The 22,273-nt window shown below is 37.6% G+C and carries 33 protein-coding genes and 1 pseudogene; 6 read left to right on the forward strand and 28 right to left on the reverse strand.

Annotated features, from left to right (window positions below):
• Window positions 1-5: 5 nt before the first annotated feature.
• From ACTBZY_RS01950 to ACTBZY_RS02015, 14 genes are all read right to left on the reverse strand, one after another.
• Window positions 6-509 carry a hypothetical protein gene (locus ACTBZY_RS01950; RefSeq protein ID WP_463044640.1) on the reverse strand — a complete coding sequence of 168 codons (504 nt, stop codon included), beginning with the start codon at window positions 507-509 and terminating at the stop codon, window positions 6-8.
• Window positions 506-796 carry a hypothetical protein gene (locus ACTBZY_RS01955; RefSeq protein WP_463044641.1) on the reverse strand — a complete coding sequence of 97 codons (291 nt, stop codon included), beginning with the start codon at window positions 794-796 and terminating at the stop codon, window positions 506-508. The genes ACTBZY_RS01950 and ACTBZY_RS01955 overlap by 4 nt, the downstream gene beginning before the upstream one ends.
• 3 nt (window positions 797-799) lie before the next feature.
• Window positions 800-970, reverse strand: a complete 171-nt coding sequence (locus ACTBZY_RS01960; protein WP_463044642.1) for a hypothetical protein — start codon at window positions 968-970, stop codon at window positions 800-802.
• The gene (locus ACTBZY_RS01965; RefSeq protein ID WP_463044643.1) at window positions 970-1,230 is read right to left on the reverse strand and encodes a hypothetical protein; all 261 of its coding nucleotides are present in this window, start codon (window positions 1,228-1,230) and stop codon (window positions 970-972) included. Before ACTBZY_RS01965 ends, ACTBZY_RS01960 begins: the two co-directional genes overlap by 1 nt.
• A gap of 76 nt (window positions 1,231-1,306) precedes the next feature.
• On the reverse strand, window positions 1,307-1,633 hold the full coding sequence (locus ACTBZY_RS01970) for a hypothetical protein (protein WP_463044644.1): 327 nt from the start codon (window positions 1,631-1,633) through the stop codon (window positions 1,307-1,309).
• Window positions 1,611-1,856: a hypothetical protein gene (locus ACTBZY_RS01975; RefSeq protein ID WP_463044645.1), complete on the reverse strand. Its 246-nt coding sequence runs from the start codon at window positions 1,854-1,856 to the stop codon at window positions 1,611-1,613. The genes ACTBZY_RS01970 and ACTBZY_RS01975 overlap by 23 nt, the downstream gene beginning before the upstream one ends.
• Before the next feature lie 220 nt (window positions 1,857-2,076).
• The gene (locus tag ACTBZY_RS01980; protein ID WP_463044646.1) at window positions 2,077-2,526 is read right to left on the reverse strand and encodes a hypothetical protein; all 450 of its coding nucleotides are present in this window, start codon (window positions 2,524-2,526) and stop codon (window positions 2,077-2,079) included.
• Between the two features lie 134 nt (window positions 2,527-2,660).
• Entirely contained in the window at window positions 2,661-3,215 is a 555-nt protein-coding gene (locus tag ACTBZY_RS01985) for a PKD domain-containing protein (protein WP_463044647.1), read from the reverse strand.
• 417 nt (window positions 3,216-3,632) lie between these two features.
• On the reverse strand, window positions 3,633-4,727 hold the full coding sequence (locus ACTBZY_RS01990; RefSeq protein ID WP_463044648.1) for a hypothetical protein: 1,095 nt from the start codon (window positions 4,725-4,727) through the stop codon (window positions 3,633-3,635).
• A gap of 11 nt (window positions 4,728-4,738) precedes the next feature.
• Window positions 4,739-5,368: a hypothetical protein gene (locus ACTBZY_RS01995; protein ID WP_463044649.1), complete on the reverse strand. Its 630-nt coding sequence runs from the start codon at window positions 5,366-5,368 to the stop codon at window positions 4,739-4,741.
• Window positions 5,368-6,039, reverse strand: a complete 672-nt coding sequence (locus ACTBZY_RS02000; RefSeq protein ID WP_463044650.1) for a hypothetical protein — start codon at window positions 6,037-6,039, stop codon at window positions 5,368-5,370. The genes ACTBZY_RS01995 and ACTBZY_RS02000 overlap by 1 nt, the downstream gene beginning before the upstream one ends.
• Before the next feature lie 2 nt (window positions 6,040-6,041).
• Window positions 6,042-6,422, reverse strand: a complete 381-nt coding sequence (locus ACTBZY_RS02005; RefSeq protein WP_463044651.1) for a hypothetical protein — start codon at window positions 6,420-6,422, stop codon at window positions 6,042-6,044.
• Window positions 6,423-6,424: 2 nt separating this feature from the next.
• Window positions 6,425-6,751, reverse strand: coding sequence for a hypothetical protein (locus tag ACTBZY_RS02010; protein WP_463044652.1), 327 nt, complete (start codon window positions 6,749-6,751; stop codon window positions 6,425-6,427).
• Complete coding sequence (locus ACTBZY_RS02015; RefSeq protein WP_463044653.1) at window positions 6,739-7,209, reverse strand: hypothetical protein; 471 nt, start codon at window positions 7,207-7,209, stop codon at window positions 6,739-6,741. Before ACTBZY_RS02015 ends, ACTBZY_RS02010 begins: the two co-directional genes overlap by 13 nt.
• Window positions 7,210-7,382: 173 nt before the next feature.
• On the opposite strand from ACTBZY_RS02015, the gene ACTBZY_RS02020 reads away from it, so the two are divergent.
• Entirely contained in the window at window positions 7,383-7,604 is a 222-nt protein-coding gene (locus tag ACTBZY_RS02020; RefSeq protein ID WP_463044654.1) for a hypothetical protein, read from the forward strand.
• Here ACTBZY_RS02020 and ACTBZY_RS02025 read toward each other — a convergent pair.
• From ACTBZY_RS02025 to ACTBZY_RS02085, 13 genes are all read right to left on the reverse strand, one after another.
• Window positions 7,594-7,818: a hypothetical protein gene (locus ACTBZY_RS02025; RefSeq protein ID WP_463044655.1), complete on the reverse strand. Its 225-nt coding sequence runs from the start codon at window positions 7,816-7,818 to the stop codon at window positions 7,594-7,596. The two genes, ACTBZY_RS02020 and ACTBZY_RS02025, sit on opposite strands and share 11 nt — an antisense overlap.
• An 87-nt stretch (window positions 7,819-7,905) precedes the next feature.
• A complete protein-coding gene (locus tag ACTBZY_RS02030) occupies window positions 7,906-8,241 on the reverse strand; it encodes an ASCH domain-containing protein (RefSeq protein WP_463044656.1) in 336 nt (111 codons plus the stop codon).
• A gap of 54 nt (window positions 8,242-8,295) precedes the next feature.
• The gene (locus ACTBZY_RS02035) at window positions 8,296-8,991 is read right to left on the reverse strand and encodes a DNA adenine methylase (RefSeq protein ID WP_463044657.1); all 696 of its coding nucleotides are present in this window, start codon (window positions 8,989-8,991) and stop codon (window positions 8,296-8,298) included.
• Window positions 8,988-9,200: a hypothetical protein gene (locus ACTBZY_RS02040; RefSeq protein WP_463044658.1), complete on the reverse strand. Its 213-nt coding sequence runs from the start codon at window positions 9,198-9,200 to the stop codon at window positions 8,988-8,990. Before ACTBZY_RS02040 ends, ACTBZY_RS02035 begins: the two co-directional genes overlap by 4 nt.
• Before the next feature lie 14 nt (window positions 9,201-9,214).
• Window positions 9,215-9,910, reverse strand: coding sequence for a hypothetical protein (locus tag ACTBZY_RS02045; RefSeq protein ID WP_463044659.1), 696 nt, complete (start codon window positions 9,908-9,910; stop codon window positions 9,215-9,217).
• Window positions 9,911-9,933: 23 nt separating this feature from the next.
• Window positions 9,934-10,164 carry a hypothetical protein gene (locus ACTBZY_RS02050; RefSeq protein ID WP_463044660.1) on the reverse strand — a complete coding sequence of 77 codons (231 nt, stop codon included), beginning with the start codon at window positions 10,162-10,164 and terminating at the stop codon, window positions 9,934-9,936.
• Between the two features lie 42 nt (window positions 10,165-10,206).
• Window positions 10,207-11,889, reverse strand: a complete 1,683-nt coding sequence (locus ACTBZY_RS02055; protein ID WP_463044661.1) for a rolling circle replication-associated protein — start codon at window positions 11,887-11,889, stop codon at window positions 10,207-10,209.
• A 122-nt stretch (window positions 11,890-12,011) separates the two neighbouring features.
• A complete protein-coding gene (locus ACTBZY_RS02060; RefSeq protein ID WP_463044662.1) occupies window positions 12,012-12,194 on the reverse strand; it encodes a hypothetical protein in 183 nt (60 codons plus the stop codon).
• Entirely contained in the window at window positions 12,166-12,504 is a 339-nt protein-coding gene (locus tag ACTBZY_RS02065; protein ID WP_463044663.1) for a hypothetical protein, read from the reverse strand. Before ACTBZY_RS02065 ends, ACTBZY_RS02060 begins: the two co-directional genes overlap by 29 nt.
• On the reverse strand, window positions 12,446-12,811 hold the full coding sequence (locus tag ACTBZY_RS02070; protein WP_463044664.1) for a hypothetical protein: 366 nt from the start codon (window positions 12,809-12,811) through the stop codon (window positions 12,446-12,448). Before ACTBZY_RS02070 ends, ACTBZY_RS02065 begins: the two co-directional genes overlap by 59 nt.
• Before the next feature lie 4 nt (window positions 12,812-12,815).
• Complete coding sequence (locus ACTBZY_RS02075) at window positions 12,816-13,241, reverse strand: hypothetical protein (RefSeq protein WP_463044665.1); 426 nt, start codon at window positions 13,239-13,241, stop codon at window positions 12,816-12,818.
• Window positions 13,207-13,455 carry a hypothetical protein gene (locus ACTBZY_RS02080; protein WP_463044666.1) on the reverse strand — a complete coding sequence of 83 codons (249 nt, stop codon included), beginning with the start codon at window positions 13,453-13,455 and terminating at the stop codon, window positions 13,207-13,209. Before ACTBZY_RS02080 ends, ACTBZY_RS02075 begins: the two co-directional genes overlap by 35 nt.
• Complete coding sequence (locus ACTBZY_RS02085) at window positions 13,452-13,745, reverse strand: hypothetical protein (RefSeq protein ID WP_463044667.1); 294 nt, start codon at window positions 13,743-13,745, stop codon at window positions 13,452-13,454. Before ACTBZY_RS02085 ends, ACTBZY_RS02080 begins: the two co-directional genes overlap by 4 nt.
• A gap of 148 nt (window positions 13,746-13,893) precedes the next feature.
• Between ACTBZY_RS02085 and ACTBZY_RS02090 the strand changes: the two genes are divergently transcribed.
• Both ACTBZY_RS02090 and ACTBZY_RS02095 read left to right on the forward strand, forming a co-directional pair.
• On the forward strand, window positions 13,894-14,259 hold the full coding sequence (locus tag ACTBZY_RS02090) for a helix-turn-helix domain-containing protein (protein ID WP_463044668.1): 366 nt from the start codon (window positions 13,894-13,896) through the stop codon (window positions 14,257-14,259).
• A gap of 217 nt (window positions 14,260-14,476) precedes the next feature.
• A complete protein-coding gene (locus ACTBZY_RS02095) occupies window positions 14,477-16,885 on the forward strand; it encodes an alpha-ketoacid dehydrogenase subunit alpha/beta (RefSeq protein WP_463044669.1) in 2,409 nt (802 codons plus the stop codon).
• Window positions 16,886-16,981: 96 nt separating this feature from the next.
• On the opposite strand, the gene ACTBZY_RS02100 is transcribed toward ACTBZY_RS02095, so the two are convergent.
• Window positions 16,982-17,545 carry a hypothetical protein gene (locus tag ACTBZY_RS02100; protein ID WP_463044670.1) on the reverse strand — a complete coding sequence of 188 codons (564 nt, stop codon included), beginning with the start codon at window positions 17,543-17,545 and terminating at the stop codon, window positions 16,982-16,984.
• 384 nt (window positions 17,546-17,929) lie between these two features.
• Here ACTBZY_RS02100 and ACTBZY_RS02105 point away from each other — a divergent pair, with 384 nt between their 5' ends.
• The 3 genes and pseudogenes from ACTBZY_RS02105 to ACTBZY_RS02115 form a co-directional block, all read left to right on the forward strand.
• Window positions 17,930-19,510 carry a sulfatase family protein gene (locus tag ACTBZY_RS02105; protein ID WP_463044671.1) on the forward strand — a complete coding sequence of 527 codons (1,581 nt, stop codon included), beginning with the start codon at window positions 17,930-17,932 and terminating at the stop codon, window positions 19,508-19,510.
• A 27-nt stretch (window positions 19,511-19,537) separates the two neighbouring features.
• Window positions 19,538-21,022 (forward strand): sulfatase family protein, encoded by a 1,485-nt coding sequence (locus ACTBZY_RS02110; protein WP_463044672.1) that lies wholly within the window; start codon window positions 19,538-19,540, stop codon window positions 21,020-21,022.
• 67 nt (window positions 21,023-21,089) lie between these two features.
• Window positions 21,090-22,273: pseudogene (locus ACTBZY_RS02115) on the forward strand (sulfatase-like hydrolase/transferase); the annotation flags it as partial.

Here is a 22,273-nt window from a genome sequence, read left to right on the forward strand (position 1 = left end):
ATGTTTTATTTAAGTCTAAATGTCTGCTTTAAGGCATTACTAAACGCCTCCAAGTTTGTTGTTTTTTTTGCCGCTTCAATGGCTGAATTAACCCCTTGAATAGCCGATAAAGAAACCGCTCTTTTAACTGTATTTGTGCTATTCAGGTAGTTAAGCGTTGCGTTTCCAATATTGGTTAAAAGAGCACTATTAGAAACTATATAACCAAAAGAATATTCTGGCGGTGACTCTCCACTAGCTGCAATTACAATAGCTCCGGTGCTTTCCTCTGCCTCAGCATCTGTAATTACAAATGGATAATATTCTACGGGGAATCGTTTCAAACCATCTGGGAAAACAGAAGTCAAATTTTCTCTAGTCCTAACTTTAAAACCAGTGCTTCCACCTTCTTTAGGTTTCAAAATAAAGACTCTTTCATTCTCGTAATCAAAACGAATGATTTCGGCAAAATAGCCTTCTCCTACTGCCTGACCGTCTCGGTATGTTCGTGCTAAATGTTGAAATGTCATTTTTGTTCTCTAGTTATTATAATTGCTACAATGCTAAGAATAACTACTATCACAATCGCCGCAATAATTTGTTGCTGTTGTTGTTTCGTTTCCTCGTCTATCCGGTCTCTCTCTATGTTAGCTTTTATAATTAAAAGCTCTTTTTCGAGTTGTACGGCCGTCAGTTCTTTATTTGCGGCTAGTTCAGCGATTTCCTGATTATAGGCTAACTGTTTAGTTTTAGTTAAACCACTTACTAAACTTACCACCTGTGGCACTATGGCAGCTACCGCCGCAATCCACGCCATAACCTATTTTTTAATTTGTTTCCAGGCCGCTTTAAGCGTTTTAACCTTCCCGGATTTTACCAACTTTGCAGCCTTTTTAGCATTCGCTGAGAATGCGGCTCTAGCCTTTTTTTGCTTTGCCGTGGCTGGTTTTGCCTTTGCTCTTGGTTTTGCTTTCGCTTTTTTCTTTGCCATTACATTATGATTTTAGAAAGTCCTAAATATTCGGCAACCTCTGCCAAATTTCTTTTGCATTCAACACCCTTTTCAATAGGCTGTTTTGTTTCTTCGTCTATTCCTCCAAACTCTGAAATGAGGAACAAACCAGACTTAAATTTTTCAATTACAAATTCCTTTTCATTAAGCTTTTTAGACTTGAATTTCTTACGTGCCAAAATCTCGTTTTGTGCGTCGTTTGTCTTCTGATAAATGAAACCTTTCTTTGTCTTTGCCATTTGTCTTTTTAATTAATATCTGCCGGGAGTGTTACCACATCCCGACCGAAGACAATCCTTTTTAGAAGAAAAGGATTTACCTCTTTTTATTTATTAAGTAGATACCTATGCCCACTACTGCAACTATAGACACTACTGTAATTATTATCGTTTTTCTACTACTAGCCGCCTCCTGTTCTTGTATAGCTAACAGTTCAGCCGCTTCTCTCTCTGCTTTTTCCCTTGTCGTTTCGTTGGTGTAAACTTCACCGTTAGGACCAAGAATTACAGCACCCACTAAACCATTTTTCTTTTTCCATGCCTCCACTAAAACGGCTACCTGGTTTACAGCTTCACCGCCGGCCTCTGATAGAATCTGTTCTAAGGCTTCTTTACTGTTCTCACTTAGATTTATCGCTGGCATTCGGTTCTACTTTTTTTGTAGTCTTTTTAGGTACTACTTTTTCAGGCTCTTCTGTCTCCGGTTCTGGTTCTGGTTCTGGTTTTGGCTCCGGTACTTTCGGCGTTATGGGTTTGGTGTATTCATTCTTATAAATGACATATGCTAAACCGCCTACAATAGCGAGGGCAATTAAAGAACCTACAAAACTGGCCGTGGCCTGGTTGAAAAAGAATTTTCCTTTCATGTCTCTTCTATGTATGATTGTCTGGTTCAAATATGCAAGACAAAAAAAAATAAGTTTCTCAAAACGGTACAATTCGCAGCCATTCACGCATATAAAGAAGCTTTTAGTTAGATTTTAGGCATAAAAAAAAGCCATTGAAATTAATCAATGGCTTTTTGTGGGGGTATGTTCCCGACTTTTTTGTCGGTAACATCTTAAAGGGTTCATATGCTAACGACAATCATGTCGCTACCATTAAGTTTGTGCTTTCTTGAATTTCATAGTGAAACTTATAAGGTCTTTCATCTGGAATTAAAGGAGTGCCGGTGGTTTCTTTTACTCGGCATAGCCACATTTCTTCTAGGCAGTTTATAAGGTATTCTAAATCTTCCATTACGGGAGGGTCTACAGATACGCCATCTATAAAAATAGAATTATGGCATACACCTTCCTGCACTTGCCTTAAGTTGTTTAAGGTGTTACGCATTTTAGGGTCTGAAAAGAATTCATTAAAAAAGTAGGCTTGATAAGCGTTTAGCTCTAGCGTGTTTGATTTGTTTGACATGATATGTTTAGTTTTTGCATTAGCGGCGGGTACAAAAAAAAGTGCCGCACTACCCATTTGCAAAGCCCTAAACAAAGGCTCCCGATACCCATTATAGGTATAAGTAGGGATGCGGCACTTTTTCAAAGATTCATAGTGAATCAAATTGAAATGCTTTTATGTCTAGTTTTTTGCATTTCAAAGGAGGTGAGAAAATTTGAATTTTACAAATTCTCATGCCAAAGTATTTTTAAATAGTGGCAAAAAAGATGCCAAAGGGCTTAGTTTGTCAAACCTTTTGGTGTGCATTTTCCATTAATTACTGTGAATGTTCCTTCCCACCTTGAGCCATTTGAAGAGATAGCTGTATAATTATATGTTCCTCCTGGTAGGGTTACACTTACGGTTCCTTCCGTATTACAAGTAGGAATTCCAGAGGTAAAGTATTTGGTCAGTACTCCTTTAACTTCACCAAATACATAAATATCAACATAGCCGGCCCCAGACCAGTTGGTATAAAAAAGAGCCTGGCCCGTTGTGGGTACAGATTCTACTCTTATGGTTTTGGTTTTTGAGTTTTGGCCGCCTTCGCCTTTGGCTGTTAGGGTTACGGTGTAAGTGCCGTTTGCTGTAAAACGTATTAAGGGGTTTTCTTCTGTGGAGCTATCTCCTGTTCCAAAATCCCATTCATAAGTAGTGGCGTTAGTGGATTCGTTTTGAAAGTAATATCCTCCCTCTCCGGTTTCTGTATAGCTAAAATCGGCTATTACTGGCGGTACATCTTCTATACATGATAAGCAAATTAACAATAGGGCTAAAATAGAGAGTTTTTTCATGTGCGTTTTTTTTTGTTTTAAAGATAGTAAAGGTTTTTAATTGTTATGGTCTTAGCTCCAACTGACAGCAAAAATAAAGCCGGCTGAAATATTCTGCCGGCTTTATGGTCAACCCTAAATCCTAAAATAAAATGTCTAAAGTTCGTCTAAATATCCGTCTAAATGTTTTTTGTGTCTGGGGTTTAGACGGGCTTAATTTCTCCCTAAAATGCCTACTATAATTTTTAACTGGTTGGGCGTGTATGAATGCAATTTTTTATTATAAGGTATTAAACAGCGTTTAAACTCTTCATATACTATTGCCATGTGTCCACGGTTAAAGTTATGAGTGGTTTGATAGCCGTAGTACTCCGCTAATTGTGATTTGTAGCGAGGTATTCCATCAATATCAATGTGGTCATATTCAAACACTTATTTCTAGTCGGCTATTGTGTAAAAATTACAATTCAATTTCCATGTATGGTATTGGCTTAATTGGCTCCTTAAGTCAAGCGTTATGGTTCTGGAAGTTTTAGCCGGAATATAAATATCTGGCTGTAAATTTCTATCGTTGGTTACTTCAAAGCGTTGTATTACTCTATTGTTTTCGCTTATATTTTCATAATGCAGCGTATACAAATCTGGCTTTATCCATCTTAAGGATTCATCGGGGTGATTGTTTCCCCTTGGTCCTCCGTTGAAATTTGTGTGAAAACCTCCTTTTGTGTCGTACAATTCCCAAACCAACCGGCCGCTACTGTCAAACAGCTTCATACTTACCTGGCTAACTATGCCGGCGGTGCCTCCTTCCCAATTTGCGGTTGTGGAGTGGGTAGGCAAATCAATAGGTACCAAACCATTTCTTTCTAAAATACCGTTTGGCAATTTGTCAATACCTGGATAGTTTACGGCCTGACCTTTAAAATCAAAAATGGCGGTGCCTCCTGGTAACTGTTTTAGAAGTTCAAAATAGCTTTGGCCGTCACGATAACCAACACGGCCTAAACTGGCCGGGCTTGTGGCTTTTAGTTCTGGTTCTGGGTTTTTAATAACGGGGGGCACCGGCACCGTAATATTTATAGGCATTGTTTCTGGTATGGTCCTAACTTCCTTTTGTGCTGCTTTTAGGCTTTTAAACAGTCGCAAATTTGGATCGTTTTTATAAGCGTTGTAGTCTGTGCTTTCTTTTGCTAGTCCGTAGCCGGTTACGTTTGCTTTTACATCATAACAATAGGCCACTTCATAACCTGGTATTGAAGGCAGTTTTTCAACGGGCGGTTGCATTAATCCTGCCCAATCTGTTTGATTTAGAAGGATGTTTGAAAGGTTGGGCACTCCCGGTAAACTTTGTACTAACTCATGATTTTGAAAGTTTCCACCTCTAAAAAGAAGAAAGTTTTTATCTGGGGTTTCCTGGACCACAAAGCCGATTAAATAAACGGGGTATTTTTCGGCGGTAAATGTGGCTATTTGCTTTTGTGCTATTGTGCTTAAGCTGATTAGTAAGAGGAAAATTGAAATTATTTTTTTCATTGTTCTATTTATTAAAATGTTAATACTTCTGATGCATAATTAAGGCCGTTTAGGGGGTCGGTGGGGCTTGCATGCTTGCGGCTTAATTCCTTGTTTTTTTTGGCTACCTGGGCTACTGCGTTTAGAATGTCGGCCTCGTGTACTTCTATTTTTGTTTTTACGGTGCCTTTATTAAAATTGTCCTTGGTTTTGCGTAAAATAATAATGTCGGCGGTACTCATAAGCATATTAGGAACTGAAACTATTCCATGGAAAATGAAAAGGAGGTCTAAACCTAAGTTCCGGTTATTGTAAAGTAAATTTTTTACTTGCCTGGGTGGGTTGGCTTCTATGTACCGGGTTGCATCTTCATACACTATCAAAGCATTCCTAACATATTTATTTATCAAATCGCATACTTTTGGAACGTCTTCTAAGTCTGTAATTCTTACAATTTGCTTAGGTACTATCTTAGATTTAAAATGATATAAATCTTCAATGCTGATTTGTTCAAAAATCTCATATTCAGGTTGTAACGGGCTTAAGATTATAACCGGCCTATTTTTGTTCAAAACATAAGCTCTGATGATATTGAGATTTTCAAAGGTTTTACCCGTTTTTTTATCTCCTACATGAAGCGTTATTTTTGCGGTTCGGCTCATTAATCAGTATTACGCATTTTATCAATTCCCTTTTTCACGTAGCCGGCCACAAGTGGTATTAGTTCGCCTAACCTGGGGGCGGCCTTAATCATGGCTATTGAAGCCACGGCACCGGCAATACTCATTTGACCCAATTCGCCTCTTTCGTTTTTGCCGTTCAATGTTACAAAAATGGCTTTCTTAAGCATGTTCATTTGTTCTTTATCAATTTTCACCTCCTGGGTGTAATTGTCAAAGTCTCTTTTGCGTCTTATGATGTCGTGTATTTCGTCCGCTTCATCTATTAAGTAAGTTTCGTTTGCTTTTCTCGCTCTGTGTTTTGAAACTATGTAATCATCATAAATCAAGCTTTCGCCGGGTGTTAATGGCTGTGGCATTAAGCCTAACAAGCTATAACCCATTGTCAAAGAACCCGTAATTATGGCACCGTATTTAAAAGCCTCCATTTCGGCTTTTGCCAAAAGTTCATCTTTGGTTAATTTCGGTTCTAGCCAATCGTCATAAACCTTTCTTTCACGGTGGGGCGGTGCCTGGTGTGGGGCTTCCTCTTCCTCTTCAAATTCTTCCGGTATTTGGTGGGTGCCGGCCTCCACAAAGGTTTGTTCTTTGCTAAATTCATCTTCTAGGGTTGATTTACTTCCCTGATTTAGAAAATCGTTTATTCCTGCCATTTTTATTTTTTGGTTTTACGGCTATCTAAGTCGATTTTGATTTTTTCTATTAGCTCCGGTAATCCTTCTATCAAGTGGGAATTTTCGGAGAAAAAGCAAATGGCAGCATGTTTGACAATATTTAAGTCAAAGTTTATGACCTTGCCTTTTGCGGCCATACCTCCAAAACTGCTTAAAAGTCCGTTAATCATCATTTTAGCACCTGGATTAATATTTAACGTTTCAAAAATTGTGTCTTTCTCAGCCATTCCGGTAGTTATGAGATTGGATTTATTCACTACCTCATAATTAATACCGTCTGTGGTAATGATGTTTGCTTTGCCGGCGGCTTCAAAGATTCCTGAAAGAAGTTTTTCGATTGATTTTTTATATTGATTGTCCATGATTAATTAAATGGGGTTTTATTTTTTACTGCTTTAAAGTGGTATCCTGTTTGATTTAGGACTATGATTAATTTATGTTTTGGCCGTTTCCATGATTTGGTTCCGGTGTTATACTTTGCCCTGGCTGCTATTAAATCGGCAATAGTGGGCTTTGGCTCTTTTGGCTTGACTGGCTTTTCTTTGGGGATTCTTGACCTCATTCCTTTTATATGGTTCTCAATAAACTCCCGGTCTGTCATTTCTGTATTACCAGAAAAACATACTATCTCTTTTTTATCCCTGGTGAAAAGGTTTTTAAGAAACTGGAATAGAAATTTTAGGAGTTGCATAATATTTCATTTATGTCTGTAGGAGTCATCCAAGTATATTCTTCTATAATATCTCTTAAGACCTGGTTTTCATCCTGGAGATTTTGAATTTCTTCATTGGCCGTACTTTCTAAAATTTCGGCTCTTAAAAGCTTAATGGTATTTTCTGCTGTGGCTAGTTCTGCTTGTAGTTTTAGGGCTTCATCCGTTCCAAATCTTTCTAGCTCTTTTATGCGGGCGGCTTGTTGGTAAGACCTTGTTACTTTGTTAAGCGTAAAAGATGTAAAATCTGTAATATTTTCTGCGGCCATTTCTTCCATCATTTCCCGGTATAGCCAACCGTCAAACCTTAAACTTTTTTGAACCGGTTTATCTACGCCGGTTTCCTGTAGTTCGGGGTCGTTTTTGATGTCTGTTAACTCCTGTTCTTCGTTTTCCGAATTACTATATGAATTACTATCTGAATTATGGACTGTCATTTTTGTAGTGTTTATAGAATTATGTAGTGAATTGCGAAGCGAATTACACATTGAATTACACTACGAATTACGGGCAGAAGGTTATTAACAAAAAATGTAGGGTGTGAAGTTGGGCAAAATTGGGGTAAATTGTGTAAATTTGGTTATTATAAACCCCTAAAATATAGCCTCTTATGTCTGATAATACAACTACCTCATCTACTGCATTACGTGCTGTAATTTACGCCTCAGACATTGTGACTCTTTGGGGCTGTACTTCCAATACGGCTTACAAAAAAATAGCCCATATCCGGGCGGAAATGGGCTTAAAATCTAAAGAAGATATTACTATTGATTTGTTCTTAAAAGTCTATCCTAATTTCAGCAGGAAGACGGTTGAAAGGGTTATGATTTAGGTTTTTCCACATATTCCAGGCAATAGCCAAAATTTCCTTTTTCATCTTTTCCCCGGTGGGCTTCTAGCTCGTTTTCCTGTAGCCACATGTAAAAAGGAAATTTTGGTATGTCGGTTCTTTCTGCTTTAAAGTCTTCAAATAGCAAGTGACAAGCTCTTACTTTGTCGGTTTTCTTAAAACATTGGTTTACGGGTCTGTAGGTTGGTTTGTTCATTGTATATATAATTTGGTCTTAAAATTGTATTGAGGGCAAAACATAACAGTTGATAATCCGGCATTAAAACGGCCGGTTATCTTGGTGTTATATTTTCACCCAGATAACGGCACCTTTTGGGTGTGTGTAGGGTATAGGGGTTTTATATCTTAGGGGGTTCTCTAGTAACCAGGCATATTTCCATTTCTTTAATGCTTCGGGGTCTGTTACTTGGTGATACTTTACCAGGTACGGGAGACATAAAAGCGTATCGCCGCATCCTATTAAATCTACCTCGCCTACTATTAGGCCGGTGCCTGATTCTATTAATCCTATGCGGCCGGTGATGGTTGTTTTGGTGGTTCTCATTTCCCATTTTTTGGAGCCATCCCAAATTTTATCTAACCACTCTTTTTTTACTATTAATGCTCTGTTTGGTTTCATATTTCTGTTTTGGTGATATCATGCATACACTTTTGTATGTTCTGCAGCTGATGTTTATTTAATTTCTGAAAGTGATTTTAAAAGGCCTTTTCTTTCTAAGGTTGGTAAGGCTTTGATTTTTTGCTTAAGTAATCTTATTCGCCGTTTTATTCTTTGCCGGTCTACTCTGTTTGTGCCTAAATATTGGTAGTCTGCTAATTCGTCTACCTCATAATTAAACCAAAGGCCTTCCGTGGCTGGTCCGTTTCTGGTTTGGCTTTGAAATTCGTGATAATTCCAACCTTTGAGTTTTTCAAAATATAAAGGGTGGGGATAGTGTGAGATTATGATGTCACAAACGTTTTTGTATGCATTGGCCAGCTCTAACATTTCGGTATGCTTTTCAATGGTTTCAAACTCTGAATTATATACCAAACGGTCTGATTTCCTAGATTCTAGCAAGTATGGAGGGTCTAAATAAATGACCATGTTTTCGGCAAATCTTTGTTTATTCATATAAAAATCTATCAATTCTCTATAGTCTTGATTATAGAAAAGAAATTGCTTGTCGCTTTCTGGGTACCTTTCATACACTTGTGTATTCACTTCAGATATCAATTTCAGGCTTTTACATTTCAGCTTACGGCTAATGGTGTAATTACCTCCGAATCCTTCCAAAAAATAATGGTGTGGCCTAATGTGGTTTATGATGGTTTGATAAGTACCGGCGGCTTCTTTGCCTCCGTAGTAGGTTTTAAAGGGCTTTTTCATTTCGTTTTTCTAGTTTTCTGGTAAAGTTTTTCTATCAAAATCAATACGGCATAGGTAAATTCTAAATTTATGGCTATCAGTAAGCCAATAATTGACCATAGAACTATCCAGGTATAAAGCGGCCAACCTTCCAGGTGATTAACTGGCAAAACATAGATTAACAGCAGGACCAACCAGAAAATGGCTTTTGATTTTAGGGTGGGTTTCATGTTATTTGCTTTGTCTATCTATTTTTAACATTTGTGTACTCTGTGGCCTTAACTTTTTTCACGGAAAAAGCAAAACGCCAAACACTTTTACAGTCAATTGAATCTATCAATTCCAACTGCCTCCAATGGCATAAACCCCACAAAGCAATTCTTTCTATTATTTTATCCTTGGTAGGGTTATAATCTCCGTAGTAACTTATTAAATGTGCCTGGGTAATACCGTTTAAGATATTTACATACGGTTTAGGCATTGTTATAAACATGACACCTTTTTCAATCAATAAAAAGACATCAGGAAAGAACCTATTTGGGAAGCCGTAAGGGTCTAGGTCTATTACATCAAATGTCTGTTTTAGAGCAATTAACTGGTGATAATCAATAAAACTATCTACTCTATTACAATGTACTAAGGCACAATCTGACACGTTTAAAACCAATCTATCAAATACCTTTTTTTTATATTCGTTGGCTAGAACTTCGCCATATTCTGCATAAATTTTGGTAAGGTTTCCATGTCCTGCAAAAAGTTCTAAAATACTCAAATCTCCCCATCCGCAAATTTCAGAAAGTACGTTTCTTATTTGCTTTATTTTACTGTCTGGGTGGTGTGCTGTATCGCAATTTTCATTTTGTCTTTTTCTTACTACTTCATGCCTTAAGGCTCTGTAAGTTTTTTTTATTGGCTCTATGTTAAATATTTCTTGTTGCATAAAATGATATTTTAAAGAGGGGTTCATATATCTATTTTGAATTGTAAAAGTTTGATTTCTGCCCTTTCCTGGGCTTCAAATATTGCTTTCATTAAGTGGTTCCAATCAACGCTTGGTTCTGTTCTGTAGAATACTAACCAATCAGGCTCTTTCAGCCGGTCGGCTGTAATAAGCCTGGGTTTATTTGGCTCTGTGTTGTCGGTAATATTGCCATTTACATCTACCAAATACACGCCAAACTTTAGCGTTTCCACTTAGTCAGGGATTCTAATTTTTATACTCTTTTTTTTCATTTCTTAAGCTTGATATAAGTATTGATAAACGGCTTTGTAATGTTCTAAATATTGCTTGTGAAGCTCAGGGGATAAGGCTTTTAACACTTGGTCCTGACGAACATATTTTTTATTTTTTCCTAGCTGTTGGTCAATAGGTATTATTTCACCGTTTAACTGTTCAAAGAATTCACCTAAACCGGCTTTTATTCGCTGTAGCTGTCTTTTGTCTGACAGTTCGCGTACTTTGTCTAAGTATTCTTTAACCGGTGTATTTATTTCAACCTCTGGGGCTGGGAAACGGTCTTTTGCGGCAATTTTTACAGGCTCCACATAGTCGCGGCAATACACGTGCTGACGTTGTTTATTTCCAAACATATCATCAACCCAAACAGTCTTAAATATTTTAAGTACTCCATTCTGTTTTTTGATGTGTTCGCCGGGTTCTAGGGTACTTTCAGAACCATCTTCTAGCATGTAGCGGTATGTTTCAGACTCAGCCGTTACAAAATAATTTACGGGGCTTTCTCCTTTTTTAGCCTTTAGACCTTTATCAGTTCCCCAAATGTTGCCACGTAGCCGGCGTTCTACAAATTCCGTTATTACAGGGCTTTTATCAATATAAACATCACTGGCATACTCTGGAATGGTATCGTCATAGTAATATCTGACTTTTATTTTTTGGCCGTTTTCGGTTTCTAGTTTTTCTTTTACTATAAACTCTTTACCATCGTGCAAAACCATGCTTTCAGGAGCGGCCAATTCCACCGGCTTTTCTTCTGGCTTTTTGGTGACGTATTTTATCACATACGCCGTAATGCTGGCAAGGTTCTTTATACCGTGTATGTCTGTAGAATTTGGGTTATTAAACCCGTTTTTCATGCCATCTTCATATTTCAATTTCTGATTGAGTTCTGCGGCTTTTTTCAAAACTCCGTTGTCAATTTCCTTTTTTTGTTCAAAGGCTATTTTGAAGATAGATTTTAAGGCATCCGGGCAATCTTTAGGAATCTTACCGGACTCTTTCAGCTTTTGGGCATAAACCTGGTAGCGGCTAATGTCCTGTTCTAGTTGCTCAGGTCTTATTTTAAAACCTTTGCGGTAGAAAAAACGCTGCATGTTGTTGTACCTGGTAATGTAGCCTAACGTTTCTAAAATCTTATTCCATTCTTGGCGTATTCTTTCCCATGGAACATATTTATCTAGCAAAATATGGAAGTGGATATTTCCGTTTTTTTGTGGCTCAGCTCTCCAAAAGTAATGCTGAACGCCAAAACTTTTCTGTTGGCCTTTAAGTGGACCATACTTTATTATTTGGTCTGAGGGGGTAGTTACCCATTTTATAAATCTTTCCAATAGGTATTTTTTCAAATCCTGGTCAGAATGTACTTGCTTGCTAGGAAGCGTTAAGGTTACAAAAGTGGGTAGTATCTCGCTTGGGTTAACACAGCTTTTTGATTGCTTAAGATTCTTTGAAAGTTCTATAGCACTAAGCCAAACCTCCAAACGCTTTTTAATTTCCCTTTTTGTGGCCGGTGATATGTAGCCATTATATTGACTCATGTCATCTTTTTCCTGCATAAGATTTTTACGGGAATTTTCCGATACTGTACCAGGTAAGCGATTGTATTTATCACATTTCAAAATAGAATGTGGTTTCAATGTCACTTTCTGGGTAATGTGGGCTATTTGTCTAAGTTCATGCATTTTCTTAATCAGGATTTTAGTTTTTGAATTGTCAGCTGATGCATACAATTCAGTATCGTTTTGGTGTTTTGAAAAATTCGGGGAACCGACGTAGAGATAAACCAATAGGAGTAAACCACGTTTTAGAACTTGGATGGCTTCCCTTCCAAATATCCCTTGTGAAGTTGGGCAATAACTATATTCACTCTCTTAAGCCTCAAATTGACAGCAAAGCGATTATGATAAGACATAGCAGCCTCAAATTCCTTATTTGACAGAATGCCGCCTAGTTCGGCTTCAAGCTCCCTTATGCGTTCTTTTTTCATGTATTTGGAGGTGTTTAGCTTTGTGAATAGCAACTATAAACTCATGAATCTTTGGACTCTCTGCCTTTATCATATCTAAGGCCTCTATGTAGATGGTGAAGAGGTCTTGAAAATGTTCCATGACCGTTTCCATGTTTTCAGCTGCAACTATGAATTGAGCTACCTCTTTTAACTTGGCTTTATCTTCCAGGTCTGAGGGTGTAGGCTCTTTAAGGTCTGAAAGGCTTTTATAGCTTTTCTTTATCCACTCTTTAAGGCTTGGAATCTGGTGCCGTTGGCTTACGTATGTTGTTTCTTTGAATAAGTCCATGAAGATGCAAATAGTTACGTTCTAAAAGTGCTATGTACTGTTTTTGTGTTTCTATAACCGTAAATGTCTGTAGGTCTGTTTTACGGTCTTTTCCGCTGGCATTTTGCAAAGCGTTGCAATGCTGCCAAAGTGTTGCCTCAAATTGCTTAAAGGCTTCAATTGCATTTTCCAAAATGGCTAAGTCTTCAAAATCATCAGCTAGAAAGCTTTCATCAAATCTTTTTTGGAACTTGGTTTGTAGCTTCCGGAGTGCCGTATATGTAGGGCTTAAGTCGGTTGCTTTTTCAATCGCTGTTTGCTTTGCCATTGTTTCATGACTCACTAATTTTCAGATATTCAATTATGGTTTGGGCAATCGTATTATTCAACTCGGCAATAGTTGCCAAAGCCTTATTTTTCCGACATATCGTATTATTAGAAATTGCAATGTGATGTTTTACATGTAAGTCTAGAATAAAAGATATTCGGCCAATGTCTTCAATTGAAAATGGGTGGATAACAAAAGGGCTTTGCTCCTTAAAAAGCTCTTTATCCATTTTTGATTTCAAATCTTTTACCAGGTCTTTTACTTCAAAATATTCAGATAGGTTTTTAAAATCTGTAGTCTTTGCTTTACTAAATGCCGTATGCATTAATTCAATTTCATGTTCAAAAACTCTTAGGGTTAAAATTTTGCTTAGTGGTTTTCTTTTACCGAAAATCTTACTTGCTTTTTGCGGAGGGAATACGTTTTTCATGTGCTAGGTATTTATTAAATAGGGTTATTAATTCTAATATGCTTAAATGCAATTGCCTCAATTTTAAGGCATTTTTATAAAGTTTCAATCCTTCATCTGTACATATGAAATCTATTGAATGTTGATTTATTTCCCGTTCTGCATCATACAGTTGTTGAGCTACAAGCCGGCGGTTAGATTTTATAAAATGAACCTCCTTTTTTAAGTCCATCATGGCTGTTGAGGTTTTAAAGGAATATTGGCATGTACCGGCTCTTTTGCCGCCATTTTGCAATCCAGGCTAATGTGAAAAATATCCCTAGCCGCATGTATTACAGATAACCTCACGTTATGCAATGGCTTGAACATTTCAGTTTCTCTAAACTGTTTAGCTAAGTTGGTTCCAATGCCGTACGATTTTGCATATGTATTTAAATAGCTGCAAAATAGCCTTTGAACGTCCGGAGTGCTATTAATGTAATGTTCCCCTATTTCATTTGGCTTTTTTAAAGAGTTTTTTATCATTTCTTTTGTAATTGTTTGATTTGTCGTCCTAAATGGCATACTATTTGCGTATTTCGTTTAAGACTGCCGAATTGGTATGACAAACTTATGCAACAAGTGTTAACAAATGCAAGCATCCGAGAATGGGGTGTGTATAACTTTTAGAGCAATGGACAAACTCAACAAAGGAGAAAGATTGAAATTTTTAATAGTTTCAAAGGGGTATTCTTACGCCGAAATGTCAAGGGTTTTGGGCATAAGTAGGAGCCAAGTATCTAGAGATATAAATTCGTTTAATATTCAAGATTACCGGCTTATTAAATACCTCCAAAAGCTTGATATTACGCTAGATGAATTCAATAACCTCAAAAGCTCACCAACTAAGAATATTACAAATAATGAAGATGATATTGACAAGGACAAAACCTACTTAAGGGTGATAGAGGCACAGAGTAGTATTATCAATATGCTACGGGAGGAAATAGAAGAATATAAGAGGGATAAAAAGCAACATAACGGGTCACAATCTGAGTAACAATACATCACATTTTCAAGTAACAATCGGTAATTAAACACATACCACCTGTCTTTCAGGGGTTTATAGGGGGTTTTGGTTAGCAGGCTATTAACAAAGAAATGCCTAGGCTTGTCAAATTGATATATTCAAGAAATGTGGTAAATTGCAAGACTTTTTGATATATACGCTTAATGCACTAGAATTTAGTGAAAACAGCTTTTAATAACCTTAAAGAATGAGCGAAAACCCAACGCAGACTTTCATTTCTTCAAAATTTATTATTGATAAAAAGGAGATTCTTGATGACTATCGCTTGGCGGTGGAAAGTAGGGAAGTTAGTCTTCTAGGAAGGAAGGAAGTGTTTATGGGCAGGGCTAAGTTCGGCATTTTTGGAGATGGAAAGGAACTCGCCCAGATAGCCATGGCTAAGGTCTTTAGAAAAGGAGATTTTAGATCTGGATATTACAGAGATCAGACTTTTGTGACTGCCGTAGGTGGAATGACCTGGACTCAGTTTTTTTCTCAATTATACGCCCATGCCGACATAAAACACGATATTTTTTCCGCTGGTCGTTCCATGAACGGTCATTTTGCCAATCCTTGGGTGGACGATAAAGGAAAATGGCTCAAGCAAACCGAACTTAACAATCAGATTATGGATGTTTCGCCAACAGCGGGACAGATTCCAAGAAGTGTTGGGATTGGCTATGCTTCAAAACTATACAGAAATAACCCTGAATTAAAAGATCTAAAGGGTTTCTCAAACAATGGGAATGAGGTTTGTTTCGCTACCATTGGAGATGCGTCGACTTCTCAAGGAATGTTTTTGGAAAGTATTAATGCGGCTGGAGTACTCCAAATACCCGTAATTTTTGCGATTTGGGACGATGGCTACGGTATTTCTGTACCCGTAGAATATCAAACCACCAAAAGTAGTATTTCAAAAGCTTTAGCGGGTTTTCAGTCCAATGAAGATGGACCAGGTTTTGAAATAATAAAAGCTCGTGGGTGGAATTATATAGAACTTATAGAGGCTTTTGAGAAAGCCGCTAGGTTTGCAAGAGATAAGCATACCCCTTGTTTACTTCATGTTTATGAGTTGACTCAGCCTCAAGGTCACTCTTCAAGCGGTTCTCATGAAAGGTATAAATCTAAAGATAGATTGAACTGGGAAAACGAGAACGATTGTAACAAGAAGTTTAGAGAGTGGATTATTGAAAATAATATTACCTCAGAAGAGGAGCTTTCAAAGATTGATAAAAAAGCTAAGGAGGTGGCAAAAAATGCCAGGCAAGAGGCTTGGTCTGCCTTAAGAAAGGATATAGACAAAGATGTAAAAGAGTGTGTTACGCTTTTAGATGGTCTTGCAAAAAATAGTCCTAAGAAAATAGCATTGAATACTTTAAAGAAAAGCTTATTGGGGAAACAAAACCCTAATAAAAGAGATGCTATTTCGGCAGCAAAGAAAGCTTTGAGGGTATTGATGAAGGAGAAAAATACCGAGGCATTGTCTAGTTATGTTAAGAGAATAACTGCGGAAAACGAAAAGAATTATAGTACACATCTTTATAGTGAGTTTGAATCCTCTCCTTTAAATGTAAAAGAAGTAACCCCAAAATACGGAGGTGAGCAGCAGGTTTTAAGCGGACATCATATTATAAATAAGTATTTTGATGCCCTATTTGAAAAGGATAAAAGAGTATTCGCCATTGGCGAAGATGTTGGAGGAATTGGCGATGTAAATCAAGGATTTGCAGGTCTTCAAGAAAAATATGGTAAGCTAAGGATAGATGATACTGGCATTAGAGAAAATACGATTATTGGTCAAGGTATAGGTGCCGCGATGAGGGGTTTAAGGCCAATTGTTGAAGTTCAGTATTTTGATTATGTTTATTACTGCTTGGCTACTTTAACAGATGATTTAGCAACACTAAGATATAGAACTTTTGGACGCCAGATGGCTCCTTTGATAGTAAGAACACGAGGTCATAGATTAGAAGGGATCTGGCATTCTGGCTCTCCATTAGCCGTTATGATACATTCTTTAAGAGGCATGCACATTTGCGTGCCTAGGAATTTTGTGCAATCAGCTGGTCTTTATAATACCTTGTTTGCGGGAGATGATCCTGCTTTGGTCATTGAACCATTAAATGGTTATAGACTTAAAGAAAGAGTTCCTAGTAACCTGTCAGACATTTGCGTTCCATTGGGTAAAGTTGAAGTTTTAAAAACGGGAACAGACATTACCATAGTCACTTATGGTTCTATGTGTCATATCGTTATGGCTGCCAGTGAAGAATTGGACAAAGTAGGTATTTCTATGGAAGTTATAGATGTACAAACTTTATTGCCTTTTGACAGGTCGGGTGATATTCTTAAATCCTTGAAAAAGACCAACCGTATCATTTTTGCTGACGAAGATATGCCTGGCGGAACTTCTGCTTATATGATGCAACAGGTTATTGAGACGCAGGGTGGGTATAAGTTTCTAGATTCTAAAGCCATAACCATTTCTGCCAAAGAACACAGACCCGCTTATGGCTCTGACGGTGATTATTTCTCAAAACCAAATGAGGATGACATCTTTGATGTGGCTTATGCCATCATGAGAGAAGCAAAACCGAATAGCTACCCAGAGATTTGATATTTTTGTTTTATAAGAAAATCGGCTACTTCATTTTTATGAGGTAGCCGATTCTGTTTTATCCGTATGATATTTTCAAATTTATTTTTTCTATTTCTACGGCTTTTTATAACGTTCTCCCTTTGCCACCTGTGTCATGGTTATTCTTACTTTGGTTGGGAAAAATCGCTCATGGTCAGCTCTTTTATGGGCATGACCCTGTCCGCCACTATCATCTTTTATAACGAGGTCCATTTGTTTAATACCTTCTGTCCATACAATAGACTCATTTTCCCAAAAGGAGGTCATAGGGATATCTTGCTCATAAACACCTTCTGAAGAGTAAAGCTCCGTGCCCGTGCAGCCATAATTGTTTCCTTGACCTTTGTTTGGTATATAGCAGAGCGTCCATTTAGTGGGCTCATTACCTTTAGGCTTCTCAAAAACCTCTAAGCGAATATGAACAGTACCGTTTCTATAATCAATAGGAGCGGTCCAGTCGGTAGGCCTGTCGGGGTTGATTTTTTTTCCTATAACATAATAATGAGATTTATTGGGGGTGGCGTTGTCTGCATCAGCTTTTGTGAATTCGAAGGTTTCATCAAATAAAACAAACTGTTGTGCTAGCAGTGATTGAAAAGAAAAACAGGAAAGAAGGATAAGGAATCTTAATTTTTTCATTTAGGGTTGGGCTTATCTGTACAATGTACAAAAAGGTATTTTAATTGGTGTCTTTTAGGCAAACGTTATTGTGCTTTTATCAGACTTTTTAAGTAACGCTACTCCTATAAACTGAAGTGATAGTAATTTAGGAAATGATTGAGACAGCATTTTGTTAAGTAGCAGATGTCTTAAATAGGGTTCTATTTGATTCAAATTTGGCAACTATTGGTACTTGCTGAGTATTTGAGTTTATAAAATGGTATTTCTATGGTAATTTGTTGGCTTGGTGTCTGACATGCTTATATGCTTTTTTAGTCGGAATTTAGCAGGCGAAACTTCTAAATTGACATATTGAAGCAGATTTTTTTAGATATGACCTTTTAGATACAAACCTTATTAGAAATGAAAATAAAAACCTTGTTAGTATTAAGCCTTTTGATTTTTAACCAAGCCTATGGTCAGAAAATAAAAAAACAACCAAACATCCTTTTTGCTATAGCAGATGATGCTTCTTGGAATCATTTTAGTGCTTATGGATGTAAATGGGTAAATACACCAGCTTTTGATAAAGTGGCTAAACAAGGCGTTTTATTTAAAAATGCCTATACGCCCAATGCAAAATGTGCACCTTCCAGAGCGGTAATTCTTACGGGAAGAAATAGCTGGTTATTGGAAGAAGCGGCCAATCACTCTCCTTACTTTCCTTCAAAATTCAAAACTTATGCAGAAGCATTAGGAGAGCATGGTTATTTCACGGGAAGTGTTGCTAAAGGTTGGGCTCCAGGAGACCCAGGTAGTATAAAACAAAAACCAAGGGAGCTCACGGGACCTAAGTTTGATGAATTTACCACTGTACCACCCACTTCGGGTATTTCAAAAAACGATTACGCCAGAAACTTTGAAGCCTTTTTAGCTGAAAAACCTAAAGATAAACCCTTCTGTTTTTGGTTTGGAAGTGAGGAACCTCACCGCGGTTATGAATTTCAATCCGGCTTGAAAAATGGCAAAAAATCTTTACGTGATATAAATGAAGTACCAACTTTTTGGCCAGATGTGGATAGTATTAGAGCAGATATGCTAGACTATGCTTTGGAAATAGAATATTTTGATGCCCATCTTCAAAGAATGTTAAAAACTTTAGAAGAGAGAGGAGAACTGGAAAATACTATTGTGGTAGTTACCGCGGATAATGGAATGCCCTTCCCAAGAATAAAAGGTCAGGTTTATGAATATTCCAATCATTTACCGTTAGCCATAAGTTGGCCTGATGGTATAAAAAAGCCAGGAAGAGTCGTGGAGGATATAGTAAGTTTTGCAGATTTTGCTCCTACTTTTTTAGAGCTGGCAGGGATTAGCAAAGCATCTTCTCAAATGCAAGATTTTAGCGGTATGAGTCTAAGCGATATTCTTTTTGCAGATAAGGAAGGTCAGGTAAACCCAGAGCGAAACTTTCAGTTGATGGGTAAAGAAAGGCATGACATAGGAAGACCAGACGACCAAGGTTATCCTGTTCGGGGTATTCTAAAGGCCAATTTTTTATATCTACATAATTTTGCCACAGACCGGTGGCCCGCTGGTAATCCAGAAACGGGTTATTTGAATTGTGACGGGAGTCCGACCAAAACGTATTTGTTAGATACCAGAAGGCATAAAGGAAACTGGCAATATTGGCAATGGAATTTTGGTAAAAGACCAGATGAAGAGCTATATAATATAAAGGAAGACCCGTACTGTATGAATAATTTAGCCAATGAAGCTCAATGGGCAAATCTAAAGTTAAGTATGAAAGCAGAAATGAAGGATAAATTAGTCGCCGAAGGCGACCCAAGGACTTTGGGCAATGGACAGCTCTTCGATAATTACCCTTACGCTGGCCCAGTAAATAATTATTATAATAGATATATGGGTGGAGAGAAGGTTCCAGCCGGCTGGGTCAATAAAACAGATTATGATGCTGATTTAGTGGATTTTAATAAGCAGTAAGAACAGAAATAAACAACTATTGAATAAATGAAAGCAAATTTTAAAGTGATACTGTTGGTTGCCTTTTTAGGTAGTCAGGCAGTTATGGCTCAAAAGGAGAAACCTAATATAATCTGGCTTATGGCAGAAGATATGAGTCTGGATTTGGCCTGCTATGGCATGCCGTCAGTGAAAACGCCGAACTTGGATAAGATGGCTGCACAGGGTGTTCGATTTGATAACTGTTTTGTAACCAATCCTATCTGTTCGCCAAGTCGATCTTCTATGATGGTGGGTACCCATCAGCTTAAAATAAATGCACATAATCATAGGAGTAATAGAGATGTACCGCTGGATGAAAAATTTAAACCGTTTACCTATTGGCTGAGAAAAGCTGGTTATACTACTGTTTTGGGTAATCATAGTGTACAGGGCAAAGGACGTAAAACGGATGTCAATTTTAAGCATGAGGCTATTGGAGAGTGGGATGGCAAAACCAAGTTTGGTTTGTTTGATCAATATGACAACTTTGAAAATAATGGTCAACCCTTTTTTGCTCAAATACAATTAAATGTAACCCATAGAGGGGATTGGTGGAATAGCATTCGAGAGCAATCCACCCATCCTGTAGATCCTGACAAAGTGGTCATGCCGCCTTATTTGGCCAATGACCCTGTGGTGAGATTAGACTGGGCTAAATACTTAGATCAGATAGAGTATATGGATGCCGAGGTCGGGATGATTTTCAAAGAATTGGAAGACAAAGGTCTATCTGAAAACACCATTGTGATTTTTATAGGGGATAATGGCCGATGTAATATTAAAGGCAAAGGATACTTATATGATTCTGGTCTTCGTATTCCTTTAATTGTTTTTGACCCAAGAAGCTCCAAAGCTGGAGAAGTGAAAAAGGATGTAGTTTCTTCTACAGATATTACGGCCACCATTTTAGATTATGCAGGTGTTAAAATACCTGACTATGTCACGGGTAAGCCAATATTTAGTGCGGACTTTAACAGACCATATGTTTATGCCGCTAGAGATTTATGGGACGAAATTCAGGAGCAATCAAGAGCAGTAACTTCTGGGAAATGGAAATATATAAGAAATGATAAGCCTGAAATTCCCTTAGATGCTCATCAGGCATATTTAGAGTTTTATCGTCCAGCATTGCACGTGATGCGTAGGCTGAAAGAAGAAGGAAAGCTAAATGAGGTAGAAAGTCAGTTTTTTTCTAGTACAAAAGCCAATGAAGAGCTCTATGATTTAGAAAATGACCCATATGAATTATTAAATTTGGCTTCAAATGATAAATATAAAAAACAACTTAAAACACTGAGGAAAGAGACGCTGCATTTCGACAAAGAAATGAAAGCTAAATCAGATGTTTTTATTCCCGTTACTGCCACAGCTGTAGAGTTGTTGGAGTGGGTGAAAAAGGAAAAGCCAGAACTTTACCAAGAAATGTTAAATGGAGTAGAAATTGGCTATCACACAATGTCAAAAGAAATGGAATCCAAATTGAAAGAATAAATAGAACAATTATAAAATGAATCAATCCTCAAAGTTAGTTTTTGCACTCATGGCTCTGGTAGCTCTGATGGGCAGTTGTAAATCTACTGCCACAGAAGAAGCTTTAAATAGGAAAAAGCCAAATATCATCGTTGTTTATTTAGATGATTTGGGTTACGGAGATGTAGGTGCTTATGGAGCCGAAGCCATAAAAACCCCCAATATGGATTTCTTAGCTAATGGTGGTATCAGGTTTACGAATGGATATGCCACTTCTGCCACATGCACGCCTAGTAGATATGGACTTTTAACGGGAGAATATCCTTGGAGAAACAAGAATGCCAAGATTTTACCGGGTTCAGCTCCATTGCTGATAGACACGGCACAAGTTACCATTCCTAAAATGTTAAAAACAGAAGGTTATAAGACCGCAATAGTAGGGAAATGGCATTTAGGATTAGGTTCTGGAGATACGGATTGGAACCAACGTATTGACATTGGACCTACAGAGGTGGGCTTTGACTACTCTTATATTTTGGCGGCTACGCAAGACCGAGTACCTACGGTTTATATCAAGGACGGTTTAGTCGAAAACCTTGACCCTAATGACCCCATTGAAGTAAGCTATGAGAAAAACTTTGAAGGCGAGCCTACTGGAATTGAAAATCCAGAAATGTTAAAAATGAAATGGCATCACGGTCATAATAACAGTATTGTGAACGGTATCCCTAGAATTGGTTTCATGAAAGGTGGAGAAGCTGCGAAATGGGTAGATGAAGATATGGCAGATAATTTCCTGAAAAAAGCTCAAGATTATATCAAGGAAAATAAAGAACATCCGTTTTTCCTTTATTACGGCTTACAGCAACCTCATGTGCCTCGTACGCCAAATCCTCGTTTTGTAGGAACCACAGATTTAGGGCCAAGAGGAGATGCCATTGCTGAAGCAGATTGGTGTATTGGACAGTTGATTGAGACTTTAAAAGCAGAGGGTTTATTAGAAAATACTCTTATTGTTTTATCGAGCGATAATGGTCCTGTTTTAAATGATGGTTATGAAGATGAAGCGGATACCAGAAATGGAAATCATAAGCCAGCTGGAAATTTAAGAGGAGGGAAATATAGTCTTTATGATGCAGGCACTCGTGTTCCTTTTATTACTTATTGGAAAGGGCAGATTCAGCCTCAAGTATCCGACTTGCTGGTTTGACAGTTAGATTTCCTGAACTCATTTGCATCAATTGTAGGGAGTGATATTAAAACAAAGGATGG

Source organism: Arcticibacterium sp. (assembly GCF_055134445.1).

Coding starts and splice junctions, on each gene's coding strand:
- ACTBZY_RS01970 (WP_463044644.1), bottom strand. CDS start 1,633: ATGCCAGCGATAAATCTAAGTGAGAACAGTAAAGAAGCCTTAGAACAG.
- ACTBZY_RS02010 (WP_463044652.1), bottom strand. CDS start 6,751: ATGCAACTCCTAAAATTTCTATTCCAGTTTCTTAAAAACCTTTTCACC.
- ACTBZY_RS02045 (WP_463044659.1), bottom strand. CDS start 9,910: ATGCAACAAGAAATATTTAACATAGAGCCAATAAAAAAAACTTACAGA.
- ACTBZY_RS01995 (WP_463044649.1), bottom strand. CDS start 5,368: ATGAGCCGAACCGCAAAAATAACGCTTCATGTAGGAGATAAAAAAACG.
- ACTBZY_RS02060 (WP_463044662.1), bottom strand. CDS start 12,194: ATGAAAAAAGAACGCATAAGGGAGCTTGAAGCCGAACTAGGCGGCATT.
- ACTBZY_RS02020 (WP_463044654.1), top strand. CDS start 7,383: ATGTCTGATAATACAACTACCTCATCTACTGCATTACGTGCTGTAATT.
- ACTBZY_RS01955 (WP_463044641.1), bottom strand. CDS start 796: ATGGCGTGGATTGCGGCGGTAGCTGCCATAGTGCCACAGGTGGTAAGT.
- ACTBZY_RS02025 (WP_463044655.1), bottom strand. CDS start 7,818: ATGAACAAACCAACCTACAGACCCGTAAACCAATGTTTTAAGAAAACC.
- ACTBZY_RS02015 (WP_463044653.1), bottom strand. CDS start 7,209: ATGACAGTCCATAATTCAGATAGTAATTCATATAGTAATTCGGAAAAC.
- ACTBZY_RS02075 (WP_463044665.1), bottom strand. CDS start 13,241: ATGAAAAACGTATTCCCTCCGCAAAAAGCAAGTAAGATTTTCGGTAAA.
- ACTBZY_RS02055 (WP_463044661.1), bottom strand. CDS start 11,889: ATGCATGAACTTAGACAAATAGCCCACATTACCCAGAAAGTGACATTG.
- ACTBZY_RS01985 (WP_463044647.1), bottom strand. CDS start 3,215: ATGAAAAAACTCTCTATTTTAGCCCTATTGTTAATTTGCTTATCATGT.
- ACTBZY_RS01965 (WP_463044643.1), bottom strand. CDS start 1,230: ATGGCAAAGACAAAGAAAGGTTTCATTTATCAGAAGACAAACGACGCA.
- ACTBZY_RS01950 (WP_463044640.1), bottom strand. CDS start 509: ATGACATTTCAACATTTAGCACGAACATACCGAGACGGTCAGGCAGTA.
- ACTBZY_RS02040 (WP_463044658.1), bottom strand. CDS start 9,200: ATGAAACCCACCCTAAAATCAAAAGCCATTTTCTGGTTGGTCCTGCTG.
- ACTBZY_RS02085 (WP_463044667.1), bottom strand. CDS start 13,745: ATGATAAAAAACTCTTTAAAAAAGCCAAATGAAATAGGGGAACATTAC.
- ACTBZY_RS02095 (WP_463044669.1), top strand. CDS start 14,477: ATGAGCGAAAACCCAACGCAGACTTTCATTTCTTCAAAATTTATTATT.
- ACTBZY_RS02070 (WP_463044664.1), bottom strand. CDS start 12,811: ATGGCAAAGCAAACAGCGATTGAAAAAGCAACCGACTTAAGCCCTACA.
- ACTBZY_RS02090 (WP_463044668.1), top strand. CDS start 13,894: ATGGACAAACTCAACAAAGGAGAAAGATTGAAATTTTTAATAGTTTCA.
- ACTBZY_RS02000 (WP_463044650.1), bottom strand. CDS start 6,039: ATGGCAGGAATAAACGATTTTCTAAATCAGGGAAGTAAATCAACCCTA.
- ACTBZY_RS01975 (WP_463044645.1), bottom strand. CDS start 1,856: ATGAAAGGAAAATTCTTTTTCAACCAGGCCACGGCCAGTTTTGTAGGT.
- ACTBZY_RS02005 (WP_463044651.1), bottom strand. CDS start 6,422: ATGGACAATCAATATAAAAAATCAATCGAAAAACTTCTTTCAGGAATC.
- ACTBZY_RS02110 (WP_463044672.1), top strand. CDS start 19,538: ATGAAAGCAAATTTTAAAGTGATACTGTTGGTTGCCTTTTTAGGTAGT.
- ACTBZY_RS02105 (WP_463044671.1), top strand. CDS start 17,930: ATGAAAATAAAAACCTTGTTAGTATTAAGCCTTTTGATTTTTAACCAA.
- ACTBZY_RS02100 (WP_463044670.1), bottom strand. CDS start 17,545: ATGAAAAAATTAAGATTCCTTATCCTTCTTTCCTGTTTTTCTTTTCAA.
- ACTBZY_RS02080 (WP_463044666.1), bottom strand. CDS start 13,455: ATGATGGACTTAAAAAAGGAGGTTCATTTTATAAAATCTAACCGCCGG.
- ACTBZY_RS01990 (WP_463044648.1), bottom strand. CDS start 4,727: ATGAAAAAAATAATTTCAATTTTCCTCTTACTAATCAGCTTAAGCACA.
- ACTBZY_RS02065 (WP_463044663.1), bottom strand. CDS start 12,504: ATGGACTTATTCAAAGAAACAACATACGTAAGCCAACGGCACCAGATT.
- ACTBZY_RS02035 (WP_463044657.1), bottom strand. CDS start 8,991: ATGAAAAAGCCCTTTAAAACCTACTACGGAGGCAAAGAAGCCGCCGGT.
- ACTBZY_RS01960 (WP_463044642.1), bottom strand. CDS start 970: ATGGCAAAGAAAAAAGCGAAAGCAAAACCAAGAGCAAAGGCAAAACCA.
- ACTBZY_RS02030 (WP_463044656.1), bottom strand. CDS start 8,241: ATGAAACCAAACAGAGCATTAATAGTAAAAAAAGAGTGGTTAGATAAA.